19 protein-coding genes are annotated in these 19,989 nt (G+C 65.4%); 3 read left to right on the top strand and 16 right to left on the bottom strand.

Going from position 1 to position 19,989, the window contains the following annotated elements; translation table 11 throughout:
- Positions 1 to 5: 5 nt before the first annotated feature.
- Positions 6 to 1,343 (top strand): M1 family metallopeptidase, encoded by a 1,338-nt coding sequence (locus QM588_RS21340; protein WP_283316376.1) that lies wholly within the window; start codon positions 6 to 8, stop codon positions 1,341 to 1,343.
- 85 nt (positions 1,344 to 1,428) lie between these two features.
- Here QM588_RS21340 and QM588_RS21335 read toward each other — a convergent pair whose 3' ends face one another.
- The 12 genes from QM588_RS21335 to QM588_RS21280 all read right to left on the bottom strand — a co-directional run bounded on the left by QM588_RS21335 (position 1,429) and on the right by QM588_RS21280 (position 12,181).
- Positions 1,429 to 2,049, bottom strand: coding sequence for a hypothetical protein (locus QM588_RS21335; protein ID WP_283316374.1), 621 nt, complete (start codon positions 2,047 to 2,049; stop codon positions 1,429 to 1,431).
- 70 nt (positions 2,050 to 2,119) lie between these two features.
- The gene (locus QM588_RS21330; protein ID WP_283316371.1) at positions 2,120 to 3,370 is read right to left on the bottom strand and encodes an MFS transporter; all 1,251 of its coding nucleotides are present in this window, start codon (positions 3,368 to 3,370) and stop codon (positions 2,120 to 2,122) included.
- Positions 3,367 to 4,023 (bottom strand): GntR family transcriptional regulator, encoded by a 657-nt coding sequence (locus QM588_RS21325; protein ID WP_283316369.1) that lies wholly within the window; start codon positions 4,021 to 4,023, stop codon positions 3,367 to 3,369. Before QM588_RS21325 ends, QM588_RS21330 begins: the two co-directional genes overlap by 4 nt.
- 138 nt (positions 4,024 to 4,161) lie before the next feature.
- The gene (locus QM588_RS21320) at positions 4,162 to 4,359 is read right to left on the bottom strand and encodes a hypothetical protein (protein WP_027494394.1); all 198 of its coding nucleotides are present in this window, start codon (positions 4,357 to 4,359) and stop codon (positions 4,162 to 4,164) included.
- Between the two features lie 113 nt (positions 4,360 to 4,472).
- Positions 4,473 to 4,877 (bottom strand): DUF2752 domain-containing protein, encoded by a 405-nt coding sequence (locus QM588_RS21315; protein WP_167328568.1) that lies wholly within the window; start codon positions 4,875 to 4,877, stop codon positions 4,473 to 4,475.
- Positions 4,878 to 4,890: 13 nt separating this feature from the next.
- Positions 4,891 to 5,238 carry a cupredoxin domain-containing protein gene (locus QM588_RS21310; RefSeq protein WP_027494396.1) on the bottom strand — a complete coding sequence of 116 codons (348 nt, stop codon included), beginning with the start codon at positions 5,236 to 5,238 and terminating at the stop codon, positions 4,891 to 4,893.
- Positions 5,235 to 6,236 carry a HEAT repeat domain-containing protein gene (locus QM588_RS21305; RefSeq protein WP_283316365.1) on the bottom strand — a complete coding sequence of 334 codons (1,002 nt, stop codon included), beginning with the start codon at positions 6,234 to 6,236 and terminating at the stop codon, positions 5,235 to 5,237. Before QM588_RS21305 ends, QM588_RS21310 begins: the two co-directional genes overlap by 4 nt.
- Positions 6,237 to 6,245: 9 nt before the next feature.
- Positions 6,246 to 6,896: a HEAT repeat domain-containing protein gene (locus tag QM588_RS21300; RefSeq protein WP_283316363.1), complete on the bottom strand. Its 651-nt coding sequence runs from the start codon at positions 6,894 to 6,896 to the stop codon at positions 6,246 to 6,248.
- Positions 6,897 to 6,906: 10 nt separating this feature from the next.
- Entirely contained in the window at positions 6,907 to 8,964 is a 2,058-nt protein-coding gene (locus QM588_RS21295) for an FUSC family protein (protein ID WP_283316360.1), read from the bottom strand.
- Between the two features lie 21 nt (positions 8,965 to 8,985).
- Complete coding sequence (locus QM588_RS21290; protein WP_283316358.1) at positions 8,986 to 10,314, bottom strand: GAF domain-containing protein; 1,329 nt, start codon at positions 10,312 to 10,314, stop codon at positions 8,986 to 8,988.
- Between the two features lie 44 nt (positions 10,315 to 10,358).
- A complete protein-coding gene (locus QM588_RS21285) occupies positions 10,359 to 11,126 on the bottom strand; it encodes an acetoin reductase (protein ID WP_283316356.1) in 768 nt (255 codons plus the stop codon).
- Positions 11,123 to 12,181, bottom strand: a complete 1,059-nt coding sequence (locus QM588_RS21280) for a 2,3-butanediol dehydrogenase (protein ID WP_032364498.1) — start codon at positions 12,179 to 12,181, stop codon at positions 11,123 to 11,125. Before QM588_RS21280 ends, QM588_RS21285 begins: the two co-directional genes overlap by 4 nt.
- A gap of 179 nt (positions 12,182 to 12,360) precedes the next feature.
- Here QM588_RS21280 and QM588_RS21275 point away from each other — a divergent pair, with 179 nt between their 5' ends.
- Positions 12,361 to 13,500 (top strand): hypothetical protein, encoded by a 1,140-nt coding sequence (locus tag QM588_RS21275; RefSeq protein WP_283316355.1) that lies wholly within the window; start codon positions 12,361 to 12,363, stop codon positions 13,498 to 13,500.
- On the opposite strand, the gene QM588_RS21270 is transcribed toward QM588_RS21275, so the two are convergent.
- Positions 13,476 to 14,264 (bottom strand): hypothetical protein, encoded by a 789-nt coding sequence (locus QM588_RS21270; protein WP_283316354.1) that lies wholly within the window; start codon positions 14,262 to 14,264, stop codon positions 13,476 to 13,478. The genes QM588_RS21275 and QM588_RS21270 overlap by 25 nt on opposite strands.
- A gap of 132 nt (positions 14,265 to 14,396) precedes the next feature.
- Here QM588_RS21270 and QM588_RS21265 point away from each other — a divergent pair, with 132 nt between their 5' ends.
- Positions 14,397 to 16,238 carry a flavin-containing monooxygenase gene (locus QM588_RS21265; protein WP_032382166.1) on the top strand — a complete coding sequence of 614 codons (1,842 nt, stop codon included), beginning with the start codon at positions 14,397 to 14,399 and terminating at the stop codon, positions 16,236 to 16,238.
- A gap of 53 nt (positions 16,239 to 16,291) precedes the next feature.
- Here the strand turns inward: QM588_RS21265 and QM588_RS21260 are convergent, their stop codons facing one another.
- From QM588_RS21260 to QM588_RS21250, 3 genes are all read right to left on the bottom strand, one after another.
- Positions 16,292 to 17,653: an NAD(P)/FAD-dependent oxidoreductase gene (locus QM588_RS21260; RefSeq protein ID WP_283316353.1), complete on the bottom strand. Its 1,362-nt coding sequence runs from the start codon at positions 17,651 to 17,653 to the stop codon at positions 16,292 to 16,294.
- A 63-nt stretch (positions 17,654 to 17,716) separates the two neighbouring features.
- Positions 17,717 to 18,721, bottom strand: a complete 1,005-nt coding sequence (locus QM588_RS21255; protein WP_283316350.1) for an aldo/keto reductase family protein — start codon at positions 18,719 to 18,721, stop codon at positions 17,717 to 17,719.
- 23 nt (positions 18,722 to 18,744) lie between these two features.
- Positions 18,745 to 19,983, bottom strand: a complete 1,239-nt coding sequence (locus QM588_RS21250; RefSeq protein WP_283316347.1) for a hypothetical protein — start codon at positions 19,981 to 19,983, stop codon at positions 18,745 to 18,747.
- Positions 19,984 to 19,989: the final 6 nt, after the last annotated feature.

Raw genomic sequence — 19,989 nt, 5'->3', positions numbered from 1 at the left:
CTTCAATGCCGGACAGGCTCGTGGCACCGGTGTTCGATGTCGACTCCAGTGACAATCCGATCGATACGTATCTTCCGCAGAACGGCAACCGCGGCTATCGCGTCTCGCGCTACGAACTCGACCTGGAGTACAAGGTCGAGAGCAACCGGTTGACGGGCAAGGCGAAGATCACTGCGGTCACCACGGCGACGGTGTCGAAGTTCGCGTTCGATCTCGGACCGGTGATGAACGTGTCGAAGGTGTCGGTCAACGGTTCACGTTCGGTGAAGTTCAGCCACCAGCGCGGCAAGCTCAAGATCACACCGGCCAAGCCCATCGCGTCCGGAGCGGCACTGGTGGTGACGGTGGCGTACGGCGGAATTCCCAAGCCGATCAACGGTTTCTGGGGCGAGGTCGGCTGGGAAGAGCTCACCGAGGGATCGATCGTCGCGAGTCAGCCGAACGGTGCCGCGTCGTGGTTTCCGTGCGACGACCACCCGGTGTCCAAAGCCAGCTACGGCATCACCATCACCACCGACTCGCCGTACTACGCGGTGGCCAACGGCACGTTGGTACGCAAGCAAACTCGGGCCAGCCGGACCACGTGGGTGTACGAGCAGCCCGAGCCGATGGCCAGCTATCTCGCGACCATCCAGATCGGACCGTACGAGCATCGCGTCGTGAGCCCGGGGCCGGTGCCGATGAACGCGATCACGCCCCCGCGGCTACGAGCTCAGTTCGACCACGACTTCGGCCGTCAACCCCAGATGATGGACACCTTCGTACGGCTCTACGGCCCTTACCCTTTCGCGTCGTACACCGTGGTGGTGACCGACGACGATCTCGAAATCCCGGTCGAGGCGCAGGGCCTGTCCATCTTCGGTGCCAACCACTGTTCGGGTTCCCGGTACTACGAGCGCCTGGTTGCACACGAATTGGCGCACCAGTGGTTCGGCAATTCCCTCACCCTCGGCAAGTGGGCAGACATCTGGCTGCACGAAGGATTCGCCTGCTACTCGGAGTGGATCTGGGCCGAGAACTCGGGCGGCGCAACAGCTCACGACAAGGCCAAGCGAGCTCACACCATTCAGCGAGGGCTCGACATGGATCTGCAGCTCACCGATCCCGGGCCCGCCCGCATCTTCGACGACCGCGTCTACAAGCGGGGCGCTCTGGCCCTGCACGCACTGCGACGCACCATCGGCGACGAACGATTCTTCGGCCTGATCCAGGAATGGACCTCGAAATACCGCTACTCGACCGTGGCGACCGCAGACTTCACCGACCTCGCTTCTCGCTTCGGTTGCCCCCGAAGCCTGTGGGACGCATGGCTTGTGGACACGCAATTGCCGTCGTTGCCGTAGGCCCGGCGCTCGAATCGGCTCCCCGGTTTCGGAAAATGTGCCTCCGATCGGAAGCATATTTCCGAGTCTGGGGAGCCGATTGTCGTCAGCGATACCCGAGCGAGACCACCAACCCGGCAATCGCGTAGCCGTAGAGCGCGACCGTCACCGATGCCTGTCGCCAGAATCCTTGCGGGAACGTTGCCGCCCAGCATCCCGTGCCGTCCAGTTGCAGATCGCAGGGGAAGTCGCTGACGGCCATGGCAGACGACGGCTGCTTGGAGTGCGCAAGCACCACCCCGGTGGTGAACGGCAGACCCCGAGCGAACAGGTGACCGCGCGCATCGCCCGCTCGGTAGCGCACCGTGGATTCCGTCAACGGTCCTGTATACCAACGTCGTTGGACGTTCCACCCGGTGGCGTGTGCAAGCCGGAGGTTGTGATCGCCGCGCAGTGCGGTGTCCACGGTCTCGACGTGTGCGATCACTCCCCAGCGCAGCATCGACACCCACGAGGCGATCCGTCGGCAGCGAAACACCAGAGCCCCAAACAGAACGATCGCGAACATGTAGGGCACCAGCGCGGGATACCTGGACCAGCAGGCAGCAGGCACGATCACTGCGACGAGAAACCAGTAGGCTTCGCGTCGATTCCAGACCGTGGCAGCAGCGATCAAGACTGTCGGGGGCACCCGATACGGCGGGACCGTGCGCGAGGACTGCACCATGATGGCGCTGATCCTAGCCTCCCCTCGTGCGCGTTGTGCGTCCCTCCAGGTACGCAGAACGCGCACGACCCTAGGGCAGGTGAGCGGACGTCTTCGATCGCACCACCAGGCCACACAGTGCCGCCATCAACGCACCGAATCCGAAGATGATCGGATAGGTGACCACCCCTGGCCAGGTCTCGGTGAGCGCCGACAGAACGGCAGGCACCGCGAAGCCCAGGTACGTCAGCGAATAGAACACCGCAGTGAGGCCGGCGAGATCGTCGGGGCCCGCAATGCGTTGCACCTCTTGCAGGCCCGAGACGAGCGCCATGCCGTATCCGCAACCGAGCACCGCCGCAGCGATCAATGCCGCGGCGATGGTGAGCACCGACGCCGCCCACGCCGCGACAGCCATACCGACCACCAACAGAGACAGCGCAACCAGAGCGCCGCGCGCATTGGCGGGTGTGTCGATCCGACGCCCGACAGCCTGGATCGCGAATCCGGAGCCGAGGGCGATCACCGCCATCGCAGCGGACAGTGCGACGGGGTAACCGCCACCGGGCTCGTCGGCCAACGCGTCGGCCATCAGCGACGGCAGCACCGCATAGGCGACGCTGGCCGCTCCGAAAACCCATGGGGCCAAGGGCAACACGACGAACAGGAAGCGTCGATGCGACGCCGACGGAATTTTGAGATCGTCGACGAGGCTCTTCCTCCCCGATGAGGCTGCGGCGCTGCGTGTTTCCGGGACCGACAGCATGCCGACGAACGCGGCGATGCAGATCAGCACGTGCACGCTGTACGCGAGATGCGTAGGCCAGGGTGCCCACTGCGCCAGCACACCGGCGACGCCGGCTCCCAGGGCAAATCCCGCCGTCAACGACATCGCGGCGCGGCGCGCTCCGGCACCGGGCTTGGCGGTGGCGTCGCGACCGGAGAGTTCCTTGACCCAGCTGCCGCCGACGGCCATGCCGATTCCGAGCGCGATACCGCTGAGCACACGACCGCCGAAGAGCATGTAGGCGTTGTCGGGTCCGAGGGCGATAAGAATGGACCCGGCCGCGGCAATTGCGGGCGCGGGCAACATGATCGGGCGTCGTCCGAGTCGATCGGACAGTGGACCACAGATCAGCATCGCCGGAATGATGCCCAGAACGTACGCGAACAGGAACGTGTCGACCACCACGGCAGAGAAGCCGTGGTCGAGTCGATACATCACCAGCAGCGGTGTGAATTCGTTGCCGCCCCAGGCGACGGCGAACATGCCGACGGCAACCAACAGCCAGCGTTTGGCCGTCGTCTCTCGGACGTCGTCGTCGATCATTGCCTCGGTCATCGTGTTCCCCCTCTGTCTGTGCGCAAGCCGTGCACCCTGAGCATGTGTTGTTCGACGGCTCGCTCGAATTCGTCTGCGTCCCCGGCTTCGATCAGGTCGGCGAGTCTGCGGTGGTCGTCGACGATGCGGGAGATCTGACCCGGATCACGGGTCAGGGATGCCGCTGTCATCCGTCGCTGTCGCTCGCGAAGTCCGTCGTAGAACGCGTCGAGCAACGGGTTGTTGCCGGCGCGGACGACGGTGCGATGAAAATCTGCGTCGGCGGCACTGAACTCTGCTGCGGTGCCGTCGACTGCGAGCTTGTCCTGGATTCGCAGGTTGTCGCGTAGCTCCTCCACCACTCGTGCACGGGCACCCGCATCGCCGACGAAGGCGCGAACACTGCCGGCCTCGACCAGCCGCCTCGCGTCGACGACGCTTTCCGCCTCACCCACGGCAATCGGGACGACCAGCGCCCCACGCTTGGGATAGAGGCGCATCCATCCCTCGACCTGGAGGCGAAGGAATGCTTCGCGGACCGGTGTGCGGCTGATCTCGAGCCGCGTCGCGATCTCCCCTTCACTGACGAGCTCACCACCGGGAAGTTCCCCCGAGATGATGAGCTCCTTGACAGTCAGGTACGCCGTATCGGCTGCAGATCTCGTCTCGGACACAACATAGATACTAGATGCGCCTCAGCAGTACACCCAACTCGACCTCTCCAGACGGTCCACTCAACGTGACATTGACCCCCGAAAAGGCCACCACATGTCACATTGACTCACCGAGGGGGAGTCGCGACGAGCCAGCGGTCAGGGCACCCAGTGTCTGGCGGCGATGTCGTCGATCACCGGGTCTCCGTCGGGGGCTGCGTCCAGTGCTTCGAGGTCGTCGCGCAGTGCGTTCAGGCGGGGGTCGTCGCCCTCTGCCTGCTCGGCTGCCGTGCCTCCGTCGTCGGCGATCTGGGCGAGCAGTTTCGCTCGCACCCGATCTCGCAGTGAGTCGCTCATTCGTCGTCACCCTTCTTGAAGACGCGTCGGGCCGTGGGGATGAGCGCGATGAGCACGCCCAGCAGCACGATGATCGAGAAGATTTGCAGCAGCACAGCAGCCTCCTAGGGATGTCAGGTCGGGGCGAGGGCGGTGCCCCACGCAGTGTTGCGCACCACGGTGAACAAGACCAATAGGGCAACCCCGACGACGACGGTCGGGCGATTGGGACGAGGCAGCGTCAGTGGCGTCTGCGTCCATCGTGCTCGCAGCCACGCGGCCCAGACACCGATCGCGACGACACCGAGCACCACCGCCACGACGTTGCTCGACGCGGCAGCCACGATGTCTCCGCGAGTGAGGTCGCCGAAAGCCCTGGTCGCACCGCAACCCGGACACCACAGTCCGGTGAGGGCGTGGAACGGGCACGGCAGGTACGTCGAGGTTCGGGGATCGCGGACGTGCAGCAGCACAGCACCGCCGACTGCGGCCAGGCCGACGCCGAGAGGTGCGGCGATGCCGCGCGTCCGGGTTGCCATGACTAGCAGTCCATCACGGTTCGACGATGATCGTCGCGGTCATGTCGGGGTGCGGGGTGCAGTGGTAGGTGAAGGTGCCCGCCGTGTCGAAGGTATGGGTGAACTGCCCCGACTGCATCAGTTCACTGCGGAACGACTTGTCGTCGGCGACGACGTTGTGCGCCATCGCGCGGTCGGCGAACACCCAGGTCACGGTCTCGCCCGCGGTGATCGTCAAGGTCTGCGGTGTGAACATCCGATCGGCGACGGTGACCTGGTTCTCGGCAGCGGGCTCGGCGGGTGCGGCCGGGGTGGTCGAGGTGGAGCAGGCAGTCGCGGCCAATGTGATCGACAGTGCCGCGAGCAGTCCGAGTGCCTTCATGACTCCGACGGTACCGAAGCGGCCCGTTCTCTCCGGTCCAGGAGGTACGTCGCCGTCAGTGCGATCGAGCGGTCCTGGTCCTGAGCCAGGTCACGCAGAGCCTGCGTCGCGGCCGGACCCGGAATGCTGGCCAGCGCCTGGGTCACCCGTAGGCGCGCCGGAATCTCTCTCGGGCCGTCCATGAGGGCCGCGACCGTGGAGTCTGCATATCCGAGCTCACCGAGCACGTCTGCCGCGTCCACATCGTTCGTTCCCTCGTGGACCATCTCGATCAGCACCGCAATCGCGTCGACGATTCCTCGGGCACCCAGTTCCAGCGCCGCGAGTCGTCGCACCTGACCGTCCTCGTGACCCAGCGCCTCCCGCAGCACGTCGGTGGCGTCGGGATGCGGAATCTCGACGACGGTATCGACGGCGCGGCGACGCACCTCGGGATCCGGTGAGTCGAGGCCCTCCCGCAGCGCCGCGACGGCGTCGCTCCCGGTCTGCGCGAGTGCCCATCGCAGCGCGCCGGCGACGTTGGTGGCGGGCTCGCGCAGCACCGCCTCGGCCAGAGCCTCGGCCGGGATGGGGCGATCTCCGACGGATGCCAACGCCGCCGACTGCCGCTTCCCCGCGCTCACCGAGTCCAGGTCTCCGAGCATGCCGATGACACCGAGTACGTCCTCCCAATCCTCCGGCCGGGCGCTCCCGATCCGGCGCAACCGCGTCAGCAACTCGGTGTCTCGTGCGATGCGTTCCTCGGCTAGGGCCGCGAGCTCGTCGACGAGTCCCGACGCCGCGAAGCTCGGATCGTCCAGTGCACGCCCGACGTCGTTGAGCGACAACCCGAGCGATCGCAGGGATTCGACGTGGAACAGGCGACGAACGTCGGCCGGGGAGTACTCGCGGTAGCCGGTGCTACTCCGCGAGGTCGGCTGCACGAGCCCGAGCCGGTCGTAATGCCGCAGCATGCGCGCGCTGACTCCGGACCGCCGCGCCACCTCACCGATCAACATCTGCCTATCTCACCCCGTCGGGTCGGCTGCGCCAAGTGCATCGACGCGCCGGGCCTCGAACAGTGCCCATCCGCTGTCGGGGTCTCGGAGCAGCGACTCCGTCGCCAGTGCGTGCGCGCGAACAGCAACATCCTTGCTCGACGCGGCCTCGCGCACCATCGGCTCGATCACCGACCCGAGTACCACCAGTGCGCGGCTGAGACTGCGCTGCAACTCCCGCCCGCCTCGTCCCAGCTGAGTGGACAGCGTCGTCGCCAACCACTGCTCGCTGCCGCCGGGGACCAGGACGACCGCCGCCCGCCACGCGCTCCGGGCCACCTCGTCGTCGGAGTCGGAGATGAGCGGCTCGGTGATCACCGGCCAGGCCGCCCGGTCCTTGACCTTCGACAACGTGTGCAACGCCTGGCTACGAGCCTGCGCGCCGCCGGCACGCACTTCGTGCATCAGCCTGGGCACCGTCGATGCAGCGGGGAGACGAATCAGCGCCCACGTCAACATCTCTCGCACCTGAAAATCCGGTTCGACGGCGCAGCGCTCGAGCAGTGCGTCGAGGGATTCTGGGTCTTTCGATATTCCGATGTCGAGCGCGGCCCGAAGCCGCACGGAAGAGTTCTGGTGCCGAAGTAATTCGATCATGGCCGTCAGCCAAGACCTTGTCACCGTGTGAAGGTCAAGCTCGGGTCAGGACGTCCGCGAGCGTCCGATTCATGATGTTCAGCGCCCGCACCGCGACCCGCACCGGGCCGGGCGAGTTCGCGCTGGTGAGCAACACGTCCAACACCGTTGTGTCGGTGACCTTCTCGGGCTGATCCACCCGCTTGCCCGCGATCGCGGCCTCCACGTGCCGGGCGGTCTCACGCACCAGCGCCGCAGCGTCGCGCAGGGCGTGGGCAGTATCGGCCGAGGGAGCCGACTCCGGTTCGGCACGCGACGCCAGCACGCCGGCTCGTGCGAGTGCGTGTGCGGATCGGCCGCTGACGGTCAGCACCCGCAGTAATCGCTTCGCCCCTCGCCGGCTGCGGGTCGTCGGCCCGAGCACGAGCGGCTTCCCCGCCGTCACGACCTCCTTCAGCGCGTTGTCGAGCGTGCGCGTCGACGCCACGAGGTCGGTGGCGTTTCCTGGGGTGATCACCGATTCGACGCTGGTGTCGATCAGGGCGTCCAGTTGATCGAGATACGTATCGACTTTGTCCACCAATGTCTTTCGCGTCCCGGTCGAGAAGATGAAATAGGCGGACGCAATTCCGACGGCTCCACCGACTGCAGTTTCGATGATCCGTAGCTCGAGAACTTCGATGCTGAACGTGCCGAGCAGCCCGTAGAGCATCGCGAGCAGAATGGTGACGAAGAACGACAGCAGCGCATACGCCACGGTCACCAGGTAGAACGCGAAGAAGACACAGACGACGATGAGCACCAACTGAACGGATTGGTGATTGCCGACGAGTGCCGCAATCACCACTCCCGCAAGCACTCCCGCCATGGTGCCGAGGATGCGTTGGCCGGCTCTGGTCAGAATCTCGCCGCGCGTCGACGCCCCGGTGAATACCAGGAACGCCGTCAGCACGGCCCAGTACCAGCGGTCCGGCGAAACCAGTTCACCCAATACCGTTGCCGCACTGGTGGCGACGGCAACCTGGATTGCCGCCTTGGTGCTGGGGTTCAGCCCGGCAGGCGTGCCCTTGTCCGCCGGCTGCACACTGTCCGCCCGGGGACTCGACGCGACGGCCACGGCGTTGGTGGTGATGTGATGAATGGCGATGTGTGCCTGCACCGCTCGTTGGGCGGACACCGTCGCGATACCGGCGGGGGTCGACGGGTCGGCGCGCTCGGCCGCCGTGGCGGCCAACCGTCGGGCGGCCTTGAGTTGCTCGGCGGACGGGGCGTTCTGCAGGCACGATCCCAGCGCGGTGGTCGCTTGCCCCAGTGCTGTCGGCCACGGCTTGGCGGGATCGAGAGCCCACAGCGAGCTGACGAGTTGTTCGGTGGCGATCTGAGCGTCGAACACACGCAGCGACAGATCGGTACTCGTCACGCTGAGCAGTTGCCCCGCGTCGTGCCGATCGAGCCAGTCGTCGATCATCAGGGCGGTGTTTCCGAGCCGATCGAGCCTGCGCCGCAACAGTTCCAGATCACGGTCCTCACGCGCCGATGCCGCCGCGAGCACCGATACCGATACCGCTCGCATGGCGTAGAGCAGCCGCCGCACCTCCACGATCGGTCGGTCCGGAAAGACCACCACCCGTACGAACAGAGCGATGAGCACTCCGCCGAGGATCGCCGCGATCAGCATCGGCACTTGCCCCGGGGTCGCCTGAAGGAACAACGCGAAGAAGTACGAGATGAACGCGACCATGCCGAGCGCGGTGCCACGGGGCCCGAATCTGCGCACCCACACGGCCGCGAACAACACCGCGATGAATCCGACGTCGGCCACCGCGCCGAGCCGCGAGAGCAGCGCCGCGACCGTCACTGCCGCCGAGGCAGGCAGCACCATCAGGGCGGTCGTGACGAGCCGAGCGTGCTGGTCTTTGTCCTTGACCGACGCCGACGCCTGCATCGCCACCACGGTGCCGAGCATCGCCACGGTCACGGGCTGGCCGATGGCGCGGGTACCGAGCAGCAGGACCACCATCGCGAGCAGCACCGTCAGCGTCGTAGCCGACGCACCGCGGAGCCGTAACTGCCCGGGATCCGACGCGTCGAGGATGCGGGCGAGGCGGTTCATTCCCCGATTCTGCGCTACGGCTCAGCCCCGTGCGGCTCGGATAGCGGGGGCCGAGGAATGCGGTAGCAACCTGTTCATGTCCGCAGGCGTGATCACGTCGACCGTCGCCGACTCGTCCAGCCGATAGGGCTGGGTGGAGATGATGCCGGCGAGGTGCTTGCGCAGGCGCGACATCTCGGCCCGCACGGTGATCGCTCGGCCGTCGTCGCCGAAGAGATCGGCAGCCATCTGCGACGCCGTGCGTCCCTGCCGGTGGATGGCCAGCAGGTACAGAATTTCGGCGTGCCGGGGCGTCGGCTCGTGGGTCCACTCCCCCACCTCGCTGCGCACCTCGACACGGGGCTTCTGCGAGTCGCGCAGGTCGATGCGAATTGTCGTCGTGTTGCCGGAGTCCGCGACGAACGAGCCCGCCGAGTCGCCAGGAGTGGAGCCTGCGGAACGACCATGAGAAGTGGGTCGCACCAGCCATCCACCGGGCAGGGGCTCGAAGTCGCACACGCCGAGGCTCGGTAGCCAGAAGCGGCCTGTCGCAAGATCCTCGGGCAGCAGGATGCGGTTGCGCAAGGCCACCGATTCGACGGCCGCGACCCACCCGTTCGCGTCGACGGCCAGCGCCGGGGACTGCAGGCGCGCCAGCATCGGTGCGGCCACCGAACGCAGTCGATCCAGAGTGGTTCGGTGAATCTCGCGGAGTTGGGATTCCGCCAACCTCGCCACGGCGTCGACCAGGGCGATGGTGGTGGGGTGCACCGTCTTGGCCGGCCCGCTGACGTCGATGGCCCCGAGCACCTGGCCGGTACGCGGATCGCGAATGGGCGCTCCGGCGCAGGTCCACGAATGATGGCTGCGTACGTAGTGTTCGGCCGAGAAGATCTGGACAGCACGGCGTGAGACCAGTGCTGTCCCGATGGCATTGGTACCCACCGAGTCCTCGGCCCAGTTGGCCCCCTCGACGAATCCGAGGTTGTCGGCGCGGTCGAGCACGGCTGTCGATCCACTGCGCCACAGCACGCGGCCGTGCCGATCGGCGACGACGAGGATGTTGTCGCCGTCCTGCACCACCGATTCCAGGCCACGGGCGAGGTCGTCCAGAATGTCGAACAACCCCGATTCCCGTCGACTGAACTCGAGATCGGACGCGTCCATCTGTCTCTCGGCAGGATTGCCCAGTTCCGGGTCGATACCGAGGGTCTGCAACCGCCGCCAGGAGTCACCGATGACCTCGCGGGGACGCGCGGGAGACTTCCCGCCGGTCATGGTCGCGTCGTACACGGCAGTGAGAATCTGCGCGTAGCGGCGCGGGTCTTCGCCGGCCGCCAGCGCAGGTTCAGGGCCTGTCGACTGCGTCATCGCTGTCAATTGTGCTCCAGCTCACAAAGCGGATTCATGCGGGGTCACCGGTAGACCAAACCACCATCGATCAACGGTGCCTGTCCGGTCATGTAATCCGAGTCGGGTCCGGCGAGATACGAGACGAACGCGGCGACGTCCTCGGGAGTCTGCGCCCGACCGAGAGCGATACCGCCGACGAACTTGTCGTAGGTCTCCCCCTCGGCGGCACCGGTCAGCTCGGCGAAGCGCTTGTCGATGGTCACCCACATGTCGGTGCCGACAACGCCGGGGCAGTACGCGTTGACGGTGATGCCGTCCGAGGCGTACTCCTTGGCCGCAGCCTGGGTCAATGCCCGGACCGCGAATTTCGTTGCGCTGTAGACCCCGAGCATCGCGAACCCGTCGTGGCCTGCGATCGAGGAAGCGTTGATGATCTTGCCCTTCTGGCCGAGCGCCTTGAATGTGGCTGCCGCAGCTTGAATTCCCCAGAGCACACCGTCGACGTTGACGGCCCAGATCTTCTTCGTGTCTTCCGGGCGGACGTCGTCGAGCGGCGCGACCTGTGCGATACCGGCATTGTTGACGATGACGTCGAAGCCGCCGAGCGCTTGATGGGTATGTTCGACGGCCGCGAACACTTGATCGCGATCACTGACGTCGGCGACGAATGTCGTTGCCTTCGAGCCTGTTCGACGCACCTCGTCGGCCACGCCGGTGATCTTGTCCTCGGCCAGGTCGACCAACGCGATGTCGTGCCCGTCGTTGGCCAACCGCAACGCGATCGCCCGTCCGATGCCCTGACCGGCCCCTGTCACCAACACCGCGCTCATGCGGGTGCACCCGTCGAGGGGTCGACCAGAACTTTCATCTTCGTGCCTGCGTGCAGCGCCTCGAATCCGTCGTCGATGACGCCGTCGAGCGTGATCTTGTCCACCCAGCCCGTCGTGTCGTAGTGGCCCTGGCTCATCAGGTCGATGACGGCCTCGTAGTCGGCGGAGGTGTAGCAGAGCGATCCCTGGATGCGGGATTCGTTCATGACGAGCTTCTGCAGCGGTGTGGTGAGCGGCTTTTCGTAGATCGCGACGCTGACGAGCGGTTTGCGAGCACCGATGCAGCCCAGCGCGGTCTCGACGGCCGGTTGCACACCGGCCGCGTCGTAGATGGCGTCGGCCCCGTTGCCGTCGGTCAGATCGGCGATGAACGCGGGCACGTCCACTGCCGTCGGGTCAAGGGTCTTGGCACCGAGCGCTTCGATCGAGGCGCGACGCGTCGGCGACGGTTCGACGACGTAGACGTTGTCGAGTCCCTTGCCGCGCAACGCGAACCACAGGCCGATGCCGATGGGGCCGGCTCCGAACACCATCGCGGTGTCCTCGGGCTTCGGATCACCCAGTGTCGCAGCATGATAGGCAACCGACATCGGTTCGACGAGGGCACCGAGTTCGAGGGAGACGTTGTCGGGTAGGGCGTGAATCATGTCCGTGGGGACCACGGTGTATTCGGCCATTCCGCCGTCGGACATCAGTCCGTGGAAGCCGATCTGCGCGCAGATGTTGTAGTTACCTGCCCGGCAGGGTCCGCAGTGTCCACAGCGGTAGAGCGGTTCGATGGCAACGCGATCGCCGACCGAGATGCCGGTGACACCCGTGCCGAGCTCGGTGACCGTGCCCGAGAACTCGTGTCCGAGCACCAGGGGCATTTCCTGGCCGGTCAGCGGATGCGGCGAGGTGGGGATAAAGATGGGGCCGGCGTAGTACTCGTGTAGGTCGGTTCCGCAGATTCCGTTGAACCCGACCTTGACCTTGACCTGCCCCGCACCGGGATTCGGCTCGGGTACGTCGGTGATCTCCACCTTGTTCGGGCCGTAATACACAGCTGCACGCATCGGTTCTCACTCCTGACTGAATTGGATGCACACAGGTTTATGTGACGACGACCACTTCCGACAGGGTTGCAGTGCGTTGCATCGAATCGGCCGCACTGCAACCTCCCGCAACCCTGACGGTTGGCTGTGATTCAGCTCATAGTGACGGCGACCCTGTCGCCCCACCGAGAAGAGACCCCATGACCGCAACCGCAGACCGACCCCTCGACGAGCCGAAAACGGCGTCAACACAGGGCAACTGGCTCATATTCGGACTGGCCAACCTCGCCGTGGTCACGGCCGTGTCGCTGGCTACCTGGTATGTGCTCGCCGATCCCACCACCAGTCCCTGGAACTTCTATCCCCTGCCGTTCAACGCCGCGCTGTTCTGGGCCATTCTCTTCATCGTGTTCATCGGATTCGATTGTGAATTCGCCGGATTCGACTCTCTGAAGCAACCGATGCGCGGGCTCGCGATCCTGACTTCGACGGCGGTGTTCGCCGTTGCCGTCACCTGGATCCTCGGCAGCGGCCTCGGGGCGTTGTACCCGGACTTCGCCGGTTCTCGTGACGGCGGGCTCGGCTACTTCGCCGGAGCGCTGTTCGTGCTGTTCGGATTCGGCACCTGGGTCATGGTGGTCCTCAACTGGCAGCACTGGCCGTGGACCGTGCTGCGCATGAAGCAACCGCTGATCGGGCTGTGCGAGATCGCATTCGTCGCCGTCCCGACCCTCGCGTTGTACTTCGTGTTCGGACTGCCGTCGGTCTCGCTCTCGGCCACCGATCCCCTGATGTCCGTGGACACCGCACTCGGCTGGTTCTACTCGATCGTCGTCTCGGTGATCCTGACCGGCCAGACCCTCGACAACTGGCCCTGGAAATTGGCTGGCGGCGGCGGACGGACCGCACTGGCGGCCACCGTCGGCAACGCTGCGCTCGGCACGGCGATCTACTTCCTGATGGTTCCGCTCGCGAAGCTACTCGTCGGCTCGGAAGCCACCGCAGAACTCGGAACGGTGATCAACCAGTTCCCGGCACAGATCGGAGTCTGCTGGGCATTCTGGATGATCTTTTGGGCGAACGGCTTCGGCAATCGCTTCCCGGCGGCGGGACGCGCAGTACTGACTTTCGCGCTGGCCATCGGCACGTTCCTGGCCTACTACTACGTTCTTGCCGAGCACATGCTTCACGAGCCCGTCGTCGCTGCCGGGATCTCCGGTAACGCACTGGGCTTCGTCGACTGGCTGGTCCTGTGGACGTTGATCTACGTCGTCGGATTCCAGTCGTTGGGGTTGAACAAGCTCTCGCAGCCCGATCAGTCGCTCAGCGCAGGACACTGAAATGTCAGTGCGGCTCTGATGAATTCGACCCGATCCCGTTCGATCTGCAGCAGGTGTCCATCGGTTTCGCTCTCCAGTCGCGCAATGATGTCCCGTAGTTCGATGACGTCATGTCGGGCGATTCGTCGGTTCTCCGGCAGTTCGCCGGGTTCCTCGGGGGAGGCAAGGAAGTCGAGGCGGTCCTTCAGCGAGTTCTGGTGCATCGCCCTCATGAAGTCGACCTTGCCTGCAGCGTTGTCCTCGAATTCGGCCAGTTTCTCATCGGCCCTGGCGAGGTAGTCGGTGGTATTGCCCGACATCTCGATATCGGTGCAGAGTCGACGACCCAGGCCGCGCAAGAACCCTGGAGTCGACATCGCCGCCTCGAACTCTCCGGACGACAGGCCCGCCTTCCAGTCGAATTCGAGACTGCAGGTGGCTGCAGCGAAAGCTGCGTCTCCGCCGACAGGTGTGTTGGCGTAAAGCAACGCAGTCTTGCTGCCACCGGGAACGAACGCGCTCAGGCGGCGTGCGTCCATGGGGTCGTCGGGCTGCTTGTTACGCCAGTAGAACTCTTCCTCCAACGCCGTACGCACCTGTCCCCGCACACGCAGGTACGGCGTAAGGAGCAATGCGTCACCCATGACGGCCAGCGTCGAGTTCTCGCCGACGGAGTCGATGCACGGGACCGCCGGCGACCGGGTACCGGTGTCGACGGTAGGCGACGCCGACGAGCACCCGGTCACGACGACCAGCACCAGAGCAGCGGTAAGACGACGAATCATGTTTCCCCCCCGGAAATTTCTCGAACTATAGCGCTCACCGTGAAGTGCAACCCCCTGCAACTCTCGACCCGACCCCGTAACGAGAGTGTGCTGGGTCACATACACGACACCTCTTCATCGCAAGGAGTTTTCATGACCCAGACCATCGAGCCCGACTCGATCACCCGCACGCACACCCCGCAGGAACGGGTCGACGCCTGGTTGTCGAAGTTCGAGGACGCGCTGGTCGCGCGGGACATCCCTCGTGTTGCCGGCATGTTCGCCGTCAGCAGCTTCTGGCGTGATCTCGTCACCTTCACCTGGAACCTCAAGACCGTCGAAGGCCGGGACGGCGTAGCCGACATGCTCGGCGAAAGGCTCGCCGATACCGACCCGACGGGATTTCACACCACAGAGACCCCCGACGAAGCAGACGGCGTCGTCTCGGCGTGGATCGCATTCGAGACCGCAACCAGCCGCGGCAAGGGACACCTGCGTTTGACGACCGACGCCGAGACCGGTGACGACGTGGCGTGGACGCTGCTGACGACTATGCAGGAACTCAAGGGATACGAGGAGCGGCAGGGCAAGTCCCGTATCAAGGGTGCCGTGCACGGCTCGAATGCCGACACCCAGAACTGGGCCGAGAAGAAGGAGATGGAGGAGAAGGAGCTCGGCTACAGCGTGCAGCCGTACGTCCTCGTCGTCGGGGGCGGGCAGGGCGGCATCGCTCTCGGTGCCCGGTTCCGCCAACTGGGTGTTCCGGCCATCGTCGTCGACCGCGCCGAGCGCCCCGGAGATCAGTGGCGGGGACGCTACAAGTCACTGTGCCTGCACGACCCGGTCTGGTACGACCATCTCCCCTACCTGCCGTTCCCGCCGAACTGGCCGGTGTTCGCACCGAAGGACAAGATCGGCGACTGGCTCGAGATGTACACCAAGGTCATGGAGGTTCCGTACTGGAGCAAGACGACCGCCAAGTCCGCGACCTACGACGAGACCGCGAAGGAGTGGACCGTCGTCGTGGACCGCGACGGCGAGGAAGTGATCCTGCGGCCCAAGCAGTTGGTGATGGCCACCGGAATGTCGGGCAAGAAGAACGTTCCGAACTTCCCCGGCATGGACGAGTTCGAGGGCGAGCAGCACCATTCCAGCGAACACCCCGGTCCCGACGCCTATGTCGGCAAGCGCGTGGTGGTCGTCGGTTCCAACAACTCGGCGCACGACATCTGCAAGGCGCTGTACGAGACGGGCGTCGACGTCACGATGCTGCAGCGTTCGTCCACGCACATCGTCAAGTCGGATTCGCTGTGCGAGATCGCACTCGGCGATCTGTACTCCGAGCGCGCGGTGGAGTCAGGAATGACCACGGCCAAGGCCGATCTCACGTTCGCGTCGCTTCCGTACCGGATCATGCACGAGTTCCAGATCCCGGTCTATCAGCAGATCGCGGAGCAGGACAAGGACTTCTACGACCGCCTCGAGAAGGCAGGCTTCCAGCACGACTTCGGTGACGACGGTTCCGGTCTGTTCATGAAGTACCTGCGCCGCGGCTCGGGCTACTACATCGACGTCGGTGCCTCCGAGCTGGTTGCAGATGGCAAGATCAAACTCGTTGCCGGACAGGTGGAACGGATCAGCAAGACCGGCGTCGTACTCGAGGACGGGACCGAACTGCCGGCCGACCTGATCGTCTACGCCACCGGCTACGGCTCGATGAACGGCTGGGTCGCCGATCTCATCGACCAGGAGACCGCCGACAAGGTGGGCAAGTGCTGGGGCCTGGGCTCGGACACCACCAAGGATCCCGGTCCGTGGGAGGGCGAACAGCGGAACATGTGGAAGCCGACGCAGCAGGAGAACTTCTGGTTCCACGGCGGCAATCTGCATCAGTCACGCCACTATTCGCTGTACCTGGCGCTGCAGATCAAGGCGCGTTACGAGGGCATCGACACCCCGGTCTACGGGCTGCAGGAGGTGCATCACCTTCGGTGACGGTCGTGCGCGGAAACTCGTAGTGGGCTACGAGTTTCCGCGCACATGGGTGCCTAGTCGTACACGCCGGTCCCCTGCGCCTTGGCGATCAACGCATCCTCGGAGCGCACCTGGTCGAGGTTGACCACGCGGGTGGACAACACCGTCGAGTAGAGCCAGTCGGTGGCCACACGCACCCGGGCGGAGGCGGTGGGCAGGGCATACAGGTGATAACCGCGCGCGACGAACTTCGCAACGGCCCCGGTCAGCGGTACGCCCAAAGGCTTTGCCACACCGTCGAATCCGCCCAGGTCGGCGACCAGTCCCAGATCCTTGTGTCGATACGGTCGAGCAGTGCCGACACCGACGGACGCGGCGACGTTCTTGGCGACGGCTGTACCCTGCCGCTGCGCGTGCTGCGCGGTGGGCGGCGTCGGCTTCGACGGGTCGGCGGCGAGATCGGGCACCGCGGCGGCGTCGCCGATGGCCCAGACGTCGTCGACGCCGGGAACCGTGAGGTCGGGGTTGACCACCAGCCGCCCCTTCTCGGTCGGCAGGCCGAGTTGCGCGATGAGGGGGCTCGAAGCCACGCCCGCTCCCCACACCAGGGTGCGTGTCGGTACGACGTCGCCGTCCGTCAGCGTCACCGCGTTGGCCGTGGCCGATTCCACCGACACCCCGAGTCGAACCTCGACGCCGCGAGCGGCGAGGACGGCCATGGCTTCCTTGCCGAGTCGCTCGCCGAGTTCCGGTAGCACCGCGGGCGCGAGATCGATGAGCAACCACCGAATGTCCGACGGGTCGACCGTCGCCCACCGGGTAGCGATACCGCGAATCCAATTCTGCATCTGCGCAACGAATTCGGTGCCCGTGTATCCGGCCCCGACGGCGACGACGGTCAGCCGCTCCTTGCGTTCGGCTCGACCCGCCGGCGTGTCGGGCAGCTCGTCGGCTGCATCGAGTTGCTTCAACACGTGGTTGCGAATGAACACCGCTTCGCTCAGGGTCTTGAGACCGTGTGCGTGCTCGGCGACACCGGGGATGTCGAACTGCCTCGTCACCGAACCCGGGGCCAGAATCAGCTTGTCCCACTCCAGTTCCGAACTCCCATCGGACCCGGCGACGCGTACCCGACGATTCTCGAAGTCGACGGACGTGACGTGTCCCAGCACCAACTTGGTGCGCCGCAACGTCTGCCGCGTCGACACTGCGATGTCTCTGGGATCCAGCACACCGGTGGCGACTTCGGGCAGCAGCGGACTGTAGAGCAGGTAGTCGTTGGGCGCAACCAGGGTGAACGAGGCGCGGTCCGCGCCCAACAACTTCTGCATCTTGCGCAGTGCGTAGAAGCCGCCGAACCCGCCGCCGACCACCACCACCCGGGCTGGGGATGCGGGAGCCGGGGCGGTGCTGCGATTACGGAGTGGTGAGCGCATGGTCCACATTAACGCCGAGTACCGCAGCTCCGCCCCGTCAAACGTGGACCGGGCGACGAATTTCTAGACCAACCGGGCTTCCGGGGATCCGGTCTTGCCTGCATCACGCTCGACCGAGTCACCGAGAGCTTCGTCGATCTTGGTGAGCACATCGGCGTCCAGGGTGACCTCGGACGCCTTGATGTTCTCGCCGATCTGTTCCGGGCGCGATGCCCCGACCAGCGCTGCGGAAATGTTGTCGTTGGCCAGCACCCAGGCAACGGCCAACTGCGCCATGGTGATTCCGAGATCGTCGGCGATCGGCTTGAGTGCCTGCACCCGGGTGAGTGTCCGATCGTCGAGGTAGCGCGCGATCATCTTGTCGCCGCCCTTGTCGTCCTTGGCGCGAGAGCCATCGGGCAGGGGCTGTCCGGGGAGGTACTTGCCGGTGAGAACGCCCTGCGCGATGGGCGACCAGACGATCTGCGAAATGCCCAGTTCCTTCGACGTCGGGATCACCTGATCCTCGATGACGCGCCACAGCGCCGAGTACTGCGGCTGGTTCGAGATGATCGAGAACCCGTTCTGCCGGGCGAGTTCCTGGCCGGCGCGCAGCTGATCGGCCGTCCACTCGGATACGCCGATGTAGAGGGCCTTGCCCTGACGGACGACGTCGCCGAATGCGGCGATGGTCTCTTCGAGAGGAGTCTCGACGTCGTAGCGATGCGCCTGATAGAGGTCGACGTAGTCGGTACCGAGCCGGCGCAGCGACGCGTCGATGCCTTCGAGGATGTGTTTGCGGGACAGACCGGTGTCGTTGGGGCCCTTCGGTCCGACGGGGAAGTAGACCTTGGTGAAGATCTCCAGCGATTCCCGACGCTCGCCCTTCAACGCATCCCCGAGGACCGTTTCCGCAGCCCCGTTGGCGTAGACATCGGCGGTATCGAATGTGGTGATGCCTGCGTCGAGGGCCGCACGCACGCACTGGGTCGCGATGTCGTTCTCCACCTGCGATCCATGGGTCAACCAGTTGCCGTAGGTGATCTCCGAAATCTTCAGTCCACTGTTTCCGAGGTATCTGTAAGCCATGTGAGAAAACGGTACTCCGGTGTTCAATTCACAAGCGGCCGACGACCGAGAAACCGCGTCCCGACGCCTGCGAGGACCACCGTCGCCACTGCCGCGCCCGTCGAGAGCCACAGCTCGGCGCTGGGCCACGTCGAGTTGTGCAGGGCGGATGTGAGTGGCGTGTACGCAGTCCAACCGTAGGTGACGACCATCGGCACCGTGATCGCCACCGGTACCGCGAGGCCGATGGTCAAGGGCGTGGGGGTCGAGGGCGTGCACGCCACGTACAGATAGGCCGCAGCGGCCGGGAAGATCACCAGACTTGCCGCGTAGTGCACGTTGTCCCACGGGGGGCGCTCGAACAGCGCGGTCGTACACACCACCGCCAGGGTCGCGAAGCCGACGATCGGTCGACCCCAGCGCAGCCCGATTGCCGCGCCCACTGTCACCGCAACTGCCGTGATTGCCACGAGACCGAGCACCCGGATACCGTCCGACACATCGCTGCCCACCCCAGCGGTGGTGGTCGAGGTGAGCAACACGGCTGTCCCGGCGAGCACAAGAATGCCTCCGCGACCCGGTAGCAGAGCGGCGGCACCGAACAACACTGGTACGACGACGAGGCCGAAGTACCAGCTTCCACCGAAGCCGTCTTCAGCTCGAAACAGCATCTGCACGAACAACATGTTGAGCAGCAAGCCACCGATCGAGATCAGTAGTATCGCCCCGACCGGTCGGATGCTCCGTTCCGGTGGCGCATGGTCGTCGCTGCGGTCGACACGAGCTGCCGAGGCCACTGCAATTACGACCAGTACGCACAACACCGGAACGACAACCGGTGTGCCGATATCGGATTCGGTGAGGTAGTCGGCGTAGCGACGCGGGATGCTCGGATGCTGCAAGGCCTCGACCGCGCCTGAACCGAGTAGGCCGACAAGGAACGACCCGATCAGCAGTGCCTGCCGAGCTCGTGCGCCGTTCGCCCGTACTGCAGTGCATCCCAACAGAACTCCGCCTGCCACCACCTCGGCGAGGTCGGAGGGCATCATCAGGGCCGTCACCCCGGCACCAATGGCCGCAGCGATGGACAGGCCGGCCAGAATACTGCGCCGACGGACGAGCATAGCCAGACCCGACGCCAGAATCACTGCAACGGCGACTCCCCCTCCGCCGCTGGAGAACACCACGCCCCCGACGCTGGTGTCGCCGAAGATATCGACCCCGTCGGATTGCGAGAGCAAACCGGCCAGGAGTCCGGAAAGAACGATCGCGAGCGCTGACATCCCCGA

This window comes from Rhodococcus sp. IEGM 1354, assembly GCF_030056855.1.
In the GTDB taxonomy this organism is placed as follows: Bacteria; Actinomycetota; Actinomycetes; order Mycobacteriales; family Mycobacteriaceae; genus Rhodococcoides.
Note: the sequence above shows the minus strand (reverse complement) of the source record. Positions and strands in the feature narration are given on the sequence as shown.

Excerpts from the sequence above, each read along its gene's own strand:
- QM588_RS21280 (WP_032364498.1), bottom strand. The coding sequence starts at position 12,181 with ATGCGTGCAGCTGTGTATTACGGCCCGAACAAGGTGGAGATCACCGAC.
- QM588_RS21315 (WP_167328568.1), bottom strand. The coding sequence starts at position 4,877 with ATGGCAACCCGGACGCGCGGCATCGCCGCACCTCTCGGCGTCGGCCTG.
- QM588_RS21255 (WP_283316350.1), bottom strand. The coding sequence starts at position 18,721 with ATGGCTTACAGATACCTCGGAAACAGTGGACTGAAGATTTCGGAGATC.
- QM588_RS21275 (WP_283316355.1), top strand. The coding sequence starts at position 12,361 with ATGACCGCAACCGCAGACCGACCCCTCGACGAGCCGAAAACGGCGTCA.
- QM588_RS21260 (WP_283316353.1), bottom strand. The coding sequence starts at position 17,653 with ATGCGCTCACCACTCCGTAATCGCAGCACCGCCCCGGCTCCCGCATCC.
- QM588_RS21250 (WP_283316347.1), bottom strand. The coding sequence starts at position 19,983 with ATGTCAGCGCTCGCGATCGTTCTTTCCGGACTCCTGGCCGGTTTGCTC.
- QM588_RS21270 (WP_283316354.1), bottom strand. The coding sequence starts at position 14,264 with ATGATTCGTCGTCTTACCGCTGCTCTGGTGCTGGTCGTCGTGACCGGG.
- QM588_RS21335 (WP_283316374.1), bottom strand. The coding sequence starts at position 2,049 with ATGGTGCAGTCCTCGCGCACGGTCCCGCCGTATCGGGTGCCCCCGACA.
- QM588_RS21305 (WP_283316365.1), bottom strand. The coding sequence starts at position 6,236 with ATGTTGATCGGTGAGGTGGCGCGGCGGTCCGGAGTCAGCGCGCGCATG.
- QM588_RS21295 (WP_283316360.1), bottom strand. The coding sequence starts at position 8,964 with ATGAACCGCCTCGCCCGCATCCTCGACGCGTCGGATCCCGGGCAGTTA.
- QM588_RS21340 (WP_283316376.1), top strand. The coding sequence starts at position 6 with ATGCCGGACAGGCTCGTGGCACCGGTGTTCGATGTCGACTCCAGTGAC.
- QM588_RS21310 (WP_027494396.1), bottom strand. The coding sequence starts at position 5,238 with ATGAAGGCACTCGGACTGCTCGCGGCACTGTCGATCACATTGGCCGCG.
- QM588_RS21265 (WP_032382166.1), top strand. The coding sequence starts at position 14,397 with ATGACCCAGACCATCGAGCCCGACTCGATCACCCGCACGCACACCCCG.
- QM588_RS21320 (WP_027494394.1), bottom strand. The coding sequence starts at position 4,359 with ATGAGCGACTCACTGCGAGATCGGGTGCGAGCGAAACTGCTCGCCCAG.
- QM588_RS21285 (WP_283316356.1), bottom strand. The coding sequence starts at position 11,126 with ATGAGCGCGGTGTTGGTGACAGGGGCCGGTCAGGGCATCGGACGGGCG.
- QM588_RS21330 (WP_283316371.1), bottom strand. The coding sequence starts at position 3,370 with ATGACCGAGGCAATGATCGACGACGACGTCCGAGAGACGACGGCCAAA.
- QM588_RS21290 (WP_283316358.1), bottom strand. The coding sequence starts at position 10,314 with ATGACGCAGTCGACAGGCCCTGAACCTGCGCTGGCGGCCGGCGAAGAC.